At 49.6% G+C, this 8363-nt stretch carries 6 protein-coding genes; all 6 read right to left on the bottom strand.

The features are described from left to right. Positions 1-95 precede the first annotated feature (95 nt). Positions 96-1355, bottom strand: a complete 1260-nt coding sequence (locus ACWA6V_RS12810; RefSeq protein WP_449522856.1) for an HD-GYP domain-containing protein — start codon at positions 1353-1355, stop codon at positions 96-98. Between the two features lie 224 nt (positions 1356-1579). Further along, positions 1580-2374 (bottom strand): nucleoside triphosphate pyrophosphohydrolase, encoded by a 795-nt coding sequence (mazG, locus tag ACWA6V_RS12805; RefSeq protein ID WP_449522855.1) that lies wholly within the window; start codon positions 2372-2374, stop codon positions 1580-1582. A gap of 10 nt (positions 2375-2384) precedes the next feature. After that, positions 2385-4625, bottom strand: coding sequence for a GTP diphosphokinase (gene relA, locus ACWA6V_RS12800; RefSeq protein WP_449522854.1), 2241 nt, complete (start codon positions 4623-4625; stop codon positions 2385-2387). 118 nt (positions 4626-4743) lie between these two features. Next, positions 4744-6252, bottom strand: coding sequence for a 23S rRNA (uracil(1939)-C(5))-methyltransferase RlmD (rlmD, locus tag ACWA6V_RS12795; RefSeq protein WP_449522853.1), 1509 nt, complete (start codon positions 6250-6252; stop codon positions 4744-4746). A 67-nt stretch (positions 6253-6319) separates the two neighbouring features. After that, positions 6320-7774: a CotH kinase family protein gene (locus ACWA6V_RS12790; protein WP_449522852.1), complete on the bottom strand. Its 1455-nt coding sequence runs from the start codon at positions 7772-7774 to the stop codon at positions 6320-6322. A gap of 70 nt (positions 7775-7844) precedes the next feature. Then, the coding region (locus tag ACWA6V_RS12785; RefSeq protein ID WP_449522851.1) for a pyridoxal-phosphate dependent enzyme at positions 7845-8363 on the bottom strand (519 nt) is incomplete at its 5' end.

The raw sequence follows: 8363 nt of genomic DNA, 5'->3' as shown, positions 1-8363 counted from the left end.
CCCAAGCGTATTGTAGATAGAGATTAACAGATATTTCAGGCAAAAAATAAGGCGCTCATAGGAGCGCCTTATTAATTCACATCGATGCAAAACCGTTAAGCGAAGGTGAATGCCAACCCCTTCTCGCGATAGTCGCGAATACGGATTCCGTAGCTACCATCGCAGAGTGCCCGCTTGATTAAAAAACCTTTATCCAGCGTTTTCTGTTCCACTTCATTTAAATTAATAACCTGTTCTTTTTCGAGCGGTTTATTTAAATCTTTCACAGTAATAATTTTTGGCAAATGGCGATAGCGATGATTGGACTCAAGCACGATTCCTACCAAGCCATTGACCAACTCGACAATACTGCCGGGTGGATACAAACCCACACATTTGATAAATTCGAGCGCGAGCCGCTCATCAAAATGGGTGCCGCGATCCTGGAATATTCGTTTGAGTGCATCAGTGGTGGGAATGGGGCGGGAATAGCAAGGGTCCCCCGTCATTGCATCGTAGGCATCGACAATACAAATAATTCGCGCAAAATCGGAAATACCCGCCGCTTTTAATTTGCGTGGATAACCTGTGCCATCAACCCGTTCATGGTGACTGTAGGCAACATCAACAGTGGAATTGGGCACACCGGGTGATGACATCAGCAAATTGCGCCCGTGTACTGTATGCGCTTTGATGATATTAAATTCTTTGTCGGTGAGTTCTTCATGCTTATTGAGAATTTGCGGAGGCACGCGCATTTTGCCCACGTCATGCAGTAAACCACACAAGCCTAACTTTTCCAGCTCGGGTTCACTCATGCCAAGATGGCGACCAAAGGCGATTGCCAAAATGCACACATTCAAACAATGCTCAGCGGTGTACTCGTCTTCATTGCGCATGCGCGACATCCAGATGAGAGCATCAGCATTGCGTAAAATACTACCCACACAATCTTTGACGGTCGCTTTTGCCTGTTCCGTGTTAACCACACCGCCCAACCGCACATCTTCAAGCAGCGTTTTAGTCAGCTTCTTGGCTTCGCGAAAAATACCTAAGGCCGCCTCGTGTTCTTTCTGGGCCGCAACTTTGTTGATATAAGACGTCGATTTAGCAATGGCGGGACCCGCAACTCCGCGCTCTTCTGGAGGTATCCATTGCTCGCGCACTGCATCTATCCACACATGCTGCGAAAACTCAGCCACTGTATCGATATCATCGAGACTTTCAATCATAAAACCCTGCATCAAAAACGGGGTTTCCTGCCAGTCACGATCCAGTTTAGAGACAAACATGCCAATTTTTAGCTCTGAGATGTGGATTTTAATGGTGCTCAGCTTCTTATCCACATAGCCCGGCTTTACTTCGCGCCGATCCAAAGGAACCTCACTATTCGTGTTTTTATTGTTACAACAGGGGGGCTTTCATTGCTTACTACCAATGAATCATAGCTGCTTTTGAAACCGGTCACATGTAACAAAAAGCTATGAAAACCTGAACATCTTATACCTCTTATGATGACTTAAGCGTCACACCAGCGATCCGCCTAGAGGCCTTGTTATCTTGTTATAAAGAAAGGAGGGAAACTAAGTAGCTATCACAATCAGCGTTTTTTGGCCTCATCCCAAAGGCGATTCATGTCATGAATAGAGGTTTCGGCCAAGGGGGCTGGGCTGTGTGTCTCGATAAAATGAAAGCGCTGTTCAAACTTTTGATTGGCACGACGCAAAGCCTGTTCCGGGTCGATTTTTTGGTAGCGCGCAATATTCACCACCGCAAATAATAAATCACCCAACTCTTCTTCAAGTGCAGCCATATCGCCCGAATCCAATTCCGCTTCTACTTCCATTAATTCTTCGCGCACTTTGGCGATGGGGCCGTACACATCATCCCAATCAAACCCCACACTCGCAGCACGTTTTTGCAATTTTGCGGCGCGACTTAACGACGGCAAATTCAGTGGCACATCCGCAAGAATTCCATTCGCGCCTTTTTCGGCACGCTCTTGTTGTTTGATGACCTCCCAACGCGCTTTGACTTCCGTCGGTAATGTGTGGCGATTTTCTACACGGCTGTGCAAAGTGCCTTCGGGAAATACATGTGGGTGGCGACGCATTAGTTTGGCAACCAAATCAGAAACCACACCCGCAAATTCAAACCGATCTTCTTCCTTTCCGAGCTGGCTATAAAAAATCACCTGGAATAATAAATCGCCCAACTCTTCTTTGAGATGGACGAAATCCTGCTTCTCAATTGCATCGACGACCTCGTAGGCTTCTTCCAACGTTGATGGTGCGATGCTGGCGTAATCCTGTGTGAGATCCCAGGGACAACCGGATTCCGGATCGCGCAAGCGCGCCATCAAATAAAGCAAATCGTCGATAGAGTATTGAGTCACAAATCAAATCCTAGTGTTTACGGCGTGCCGACGCGATATTAGGTAACTGGTTGAGTTTGGTGAGTATGCGGCTCAATTCATCGAAGCTGCGAATTTCCACTGTCACCTGCATATCCACTGTGTTTTTACGTTTATCCGACAGGGTTTGCATAGCAACAATATTGATGCGTTCGGTATCCAGCAGCGTGGTAATGTCTTTCAACAAACCGTAGCGGTCATAAGCTTCAATAACTACATCCACCGAATAAAAACTCTGCGGTGTATCGCCCCACTCCACTTTAATAATGCGCTGGGGTTCGTCGGTTTGCAGCTGCAAAATATTAGAGCAATCCTGCCGATGAATGGAGACGCCTTTACCCAGCGTGATGTAACCCGTAATCGCATCGCCCGGTACCGGGTTGCAGCAATTGGCGATTTGGGTGAGTAAGTTACCCACACCTTCGATATAAAAATCCGAATCTTTTTTCTGCCGGGGCGATTTTGTTTTAAACGGGATTAACGGCTGTTGCGGATCAGCATCATCCAATTGTTTCTGCGCAGCATTTAAAACTTGGCCGACACCAATATCACTCGCGCCTACCGCGGCATAGAGATCATCGAGATTGTTGAAGCGCAATTTTTTCGCCAGCTCTTCAAAGTCCAGATCCAGAAGTGCGAGGCGTTTGAATTCGCGATCGAGCAGCGCCTGCCCTTCGGCGATATTTTTATCGCGTGCTTGCTGTTTATACCAATGCTGGATTTTGGCGCGCGCACGCGGTGTGTTTACATAACCGAGTGCGGCATTGAGCCAATCGCGGCTGGGCGATTCCATTTTGCCGGTGAGGATTTCCACCTGATCTGCATTGGTCAGTTGGTAGTTAAGCGGCACTATGCGGTTATTGACCTTGGCGCCGCGGCAGCGATGGCCGACATCGGTGTGGATTTTGTAAGCGAAATCGAGTGGTGTGGCAGTGCGCGGTAAATCCACCACGTGGCCTTCGGGGGTAAACACGTAAATGCGGTCCTGATTGACCGAGCGCAAATCATCTTGCAGGTGCTCGGAATCACCGCCCAGCTCTTCATGCCATTCGAGCACTTGACGCAGCCAGGCGATTTTCTGCTCGTAGCCATCCTGCACGGCTTTGGTATCGGTACCTTTATAGCGCCAGTGTGCGCACACGCCCAGCTCTGACTCTTCGTGCATTTCCTGGGTGCGGATCTGGATTTCCAGCACCTTGTTTTCCGGCCCCCAAACAGCGGTATGCAAAGAGCGATAACCGTTCTCTTTAGGCGAGGCGATATAGTCGTCGAACTCGTGGGGAATATTGCGCCAGAGGCTGTGGACTATTCCCTGCACCGCGTAACAATCGCGCACACTGGGTACAAGGATGCGCACGGCGCGAATATCGTACACCTGCGAAAAGGGAATACCTTTGCGCTGCATTTTGCGCCAAATACTGTAGATATGTTTGGCGCGCCCGCCCACCGAACCTTCGATACCCGCTTTTTTCAATTCAGTGCGGATCAGGTTGAGCAGATTGTCGATGTACTCCTGCCGCGCTAAACGGCGCTCATCGAGCAGTTTGGCGATGCGCTTGTAATCATCGGGCTGCAGGTAGCGGAAGGACAAATCTTCCAGCTCCCATTTAATGTGGCCAATGCCGAGACGATGGGCAAGCGGCGCATAGATATCGGCGACTTCACGCGATACCTGGCGGCGGCGATCGGGTTCGGCATTTTTTACCGAGCGGATGGCGCAGGTCCGCTCAGCCAGTTTGATCAGGGCGACGCGCACATCGTCCACCATGGAGACCAGCATCTTGCGGATTTTTTCCGCCTGCTCGGTCGCTTGTGAGCCGAGCACCCGCTCCTCTTCGTTGCGCTGGTAGCTGATGGCCGCCATCCGCAGCACACCTTTTACCAGTTTGCCGACGGTATCGCCAAAGCGGGTTTGGACATCAATAAGGCTGATTTTGTGTTCGCGCACGGCGCGGTAGAGAATAGCAGCGACCAAAGCATCCTGGTCGAGCTGTAAGTCCGCGAGGATCTCGGCCATCTCCAGGCCAATACGGAAGCAGGAGAAATCCTCCCCCCAGTTATGGTCGTCATCGGCATGAATATCGACCAGAGATAAACTTAACTCAGCCGCTCGGCGCAACTCGGCCCGGCTGGCGTCCGATTGGATGTAACCCTGATTGAGGCGATCGATCCAGGCATCTATATCGACCTGACCATCCGCTGCTATGGGATGATCTGCTCTGACTTTAACCATACGCGTTTACTTCAACTAAATTGGGTCTTACTTATTATTCACTGACGGTGTCATCCACATACATTGGATTCATCTTCAGGCCCGAAATCTGATTGTTAAGCTGTTTTCAATAACGCGCTTACTTACGCAAAAATAGCGCCATAGATTCAATGTGGCTGGTGTGGGGAAACATATCCAGCACACCAAGCTTGTCCAAATGGTAGCCAGCCTCCACCAACAATGCGGAATCGCGCGCCAGAGTTGCGGGGTTGCAACTGACGTAGACAATCCGCTTGGGGGAAAGTTGCTTTTCCGCATCCCAGCGCAGAATGGCGGCAATAATATCTTTTGCACCATCGCGGGGCGGATCAAGCAAAATCGCGGCGATTCCTTGTTCCTTATTAGCGCCCCCCAAACGTTGCAATTGAGTATGGGTCATATCCGCCAGGTTGGCGGCAATAAATTTTGCGTTGGTGATAGTTAACCGCTCGGCATTTTCACGTCCGCGCATCACCATCGACTCAACCGCCTCAATGCCGACCACTTCAGCACACTGCTGCGCGATCGGCAGGGTAAAGTTGCCGATACCACAGAACAAATCCAGTACCCGGTCAGTGGGCTTTAATGCGAGCAAGTCCAGGGCTTGCGCGATCATCTGCTGGTTCACTTGCGGATTTACCTGAGTAAAATCCTGCGGGTGAAACCCTAGCTCCAACCCTTCAACAGAATATTCCAACCGCGGATCGCAGGGCTCGCCCGCAAGATCCGTCAAGCCGAGGTTGCCATTGGGCTCCAGCCACACCTTGCACTGTGCCGTTTCTGCCAATTCAGCGAGTGCCAGTAAATCTGCCTCCGCCAACGTTTTCGTGTGGCGCAAAATAATCGCTGTCGCGTTTTGCCCTTTGGCCAATTCAATATGGGTCACCGCTTTAACTGCGCGCAGTTCCGTCAACCAGCGATGCAAAGGCGCAAGCAGTGCATTTAATTCGGGCACCAACACCATGCATTGTTTGACAGGAGTGATGTCGTTGCTGTAGCGCTGGCGAAAGCCGAGTGTCACGCTGCCGTCTGCTTCATACCAAACTCCCAAGCGCGCACGACTGCGATAAGCGCGGTCGCCCGCACTGATTGCCGGCAGTATCTGTTTAGGCACTACCCCGCCCCAGCGCTGCAATTGCTCCAACACTGCTTTTTGTTTCATCTCCACTTGCGCACTTGGCTGCATATACTGCAACTGACAACCGCCGCAGCTGGCAAAATGTTCGCAGGGCGGCACAACACGTTCCGGGGAGCTATCAATTAACTGGTCGATACGTGCATCGATAAAACGCGCATGATCTTCCACCAACCGCGCAGTAACTTTTTCACCAACCAGAGCACCATCGATAAAAACAGTTTTGCCGTCGAGACTGGCAACACCGCGACCATCGTGACTTAACCGATCAATAATAAATTCGCCGAGGCGCTTATTGGTTTGCGGCAGTTTTTTTTCTTCAACACGCGCCTGATTGCGGCGCGGCGCATCATCGCGCACATACACACTGCCGTCGGCTTTTTTAGGGCGCGGTTTTTTGCCCAACAAACTGCCGCCTTTTTTCGGCGTACCATTTTTTGATGAGCCGCCATTTTTACCACTGCGATTGGACATTAAAAATTCCCGGTGTTACAAAAAACGACGGCGCAGTAGTTGTGTGAATTATGCGCCGTCATCAGGTTTATTTATTGAGTTCAGTATCTATCCATTTATAACGCTCGCGCTGCCAGCGGATCATTTCTTTTACTTCCGCTTCATAGCTACCAGTGCCACCGTGACTACCGTGCATAATCCAGTCTGCAAAATCCGTGACTGACCAGAGCAGATAATTTTTCTTTTGTTGCTTATCCAACCAGCTCGCGCGTGCTTCAGCATATTGAAAAATGTAGTCCAACTTGCCTTCAGCTTTCGCACTATTCCAGCGCGCCTTTACTTTGGCCTTAAACGCAGGATCTTGAAATAAACGATCAAACCAGGGTGCAGGGCGAATATGCCAGCCGTAGGTTTTATCGACATCATCATAGCCCGCGTTGCCCAGTGCCAAGTCAAAATCCCAAATTGGCCCAAAGAATAGTTTGCCATTGCGTTTTTTATACAAATAAAAACTTGCGACCGCACCATCGGGGTTTTTAAATAGTTCGTTAATCAAAAAATAATTGATAGCTGAATCCACATCGATATAAGCGGCGTAACCCAGTTGCGGGTCGGCAAATTTATCACCAAACAATGCCGATTCGGCATCGGTAATGTATTTGTTGATGTAGTCGCGCTGCGCCGACCAATTTGCCTCTAACAATGTTTCGGGAGTATCGATACAAAATGGGTTCATACCATGGCTGGAGTCCACACAAAAAGTCGCTTCGCGATCCATGTTGACGCCATTTACACAAAAACTTTCCCAGAAAGCCGTTTTGCAATAATCCTTGTGCATACGAAAATCCACTTCCATCAAATACCCGCCGGTAATTTTTTCAGCATCCGTATCAGCGACTTTTAACTCGGGAATATTTACCCGGTCTTTGGCCACGCGGATATGCTCAACCAGCTGATACACACCTTGATAAGCACCATTGAGTGTTACTTCCACATACTGGTTTCTGACGGTATATTCCATGCCTAGATGACGGCTCAACATAAAGGCGACATCGTTACGCATTAATGTTTTGTCAGCATAGTTAGCAAGCAAAACCCAGTGCTTACTTGCTGGCATACCCAATATTTCAGTGGAATTAGCCAATTTAAGCCGATAGGGTTTTTTGGCCCAACTCCAGGTTGAATTTCCGCGTCCACGAATTTCCAACGCGCCTTCCGCTGCTGTTATACCTTCACCGGTCAGCGCAAAACTGCCATTGACATAAGTCTCTTTGGACAGGATAGGCGCGCCGCCATCGGTGGTGATTTTTAAGACCGGCAATGCCTCAACCGTGCCAATGGGATAATCTACTGGCATGCTCGATGCGACACTGGAACTAGAGCTGGAAGATGAAAAATTTGCCGACGAAGAAACAATCACTGCAACTGAACTCGCCGGTGTCGAACTAATCGCAACAGGATCTTTCGAACCCGAGCTACCGCCCCCACAAGCCTGCAGCAATACAGCCAAAACGAAAATTGAAAACCGAATTATTGACGTCATAAAAAACCATCCACATTAGTTATTGTTAATAAATCCACGAACGCACCGAATTGCAAACAATCTGCAATCTTTAATTAAACAAGCCAGACGATAAATAGCGGTCACCGCGATCGCAAATAATCGCCACTATCACGGCATTTTCTACCTGCTGACTTAATTCCAAGGCTGCCGCGACCGCACCGCCAGACGACACACCACAAAAAATTCCCTCTTTGCGCGCGAGATCGCGCATCGTTTGCTCAGCCAGCGGCTGGGGCATGCTGACAATACCATCGACGCGATCACGCTCGTATATCTTGGGCAAATAGGCTTCAGGCCAGCGGCGAATACCGGGAATTTGCGCCCCTTCCGCTGGCTGTAAACCAATAATCTGAATCGCCGGATTTTTTTCTTTTAAATAACGCGATGTGCCCATAATCGTACCTGTGGTGCCCATGGAGCTGACGAAATGGGTAATAGTGCCACCGGTTTGCTGCCAGAGTTCCGGGCCGGTGGAGGTGTAGTGTGCGAGCGGATTATCGGGGTTGCCAAATTGATCCAATACTTTACCTTTGCCTTCGGCTTGCATCTTGAGTGCGAGATCGCGCGC

The sequence above is a fragment of the Cellvibrio sp. genome (assembly GCF_053579595.1).
The sequence above is the reverse complement of the archived record's forward strand: the minus strand, read 5'-3'. Positions and strand labels throughout refer to the sequence as shown.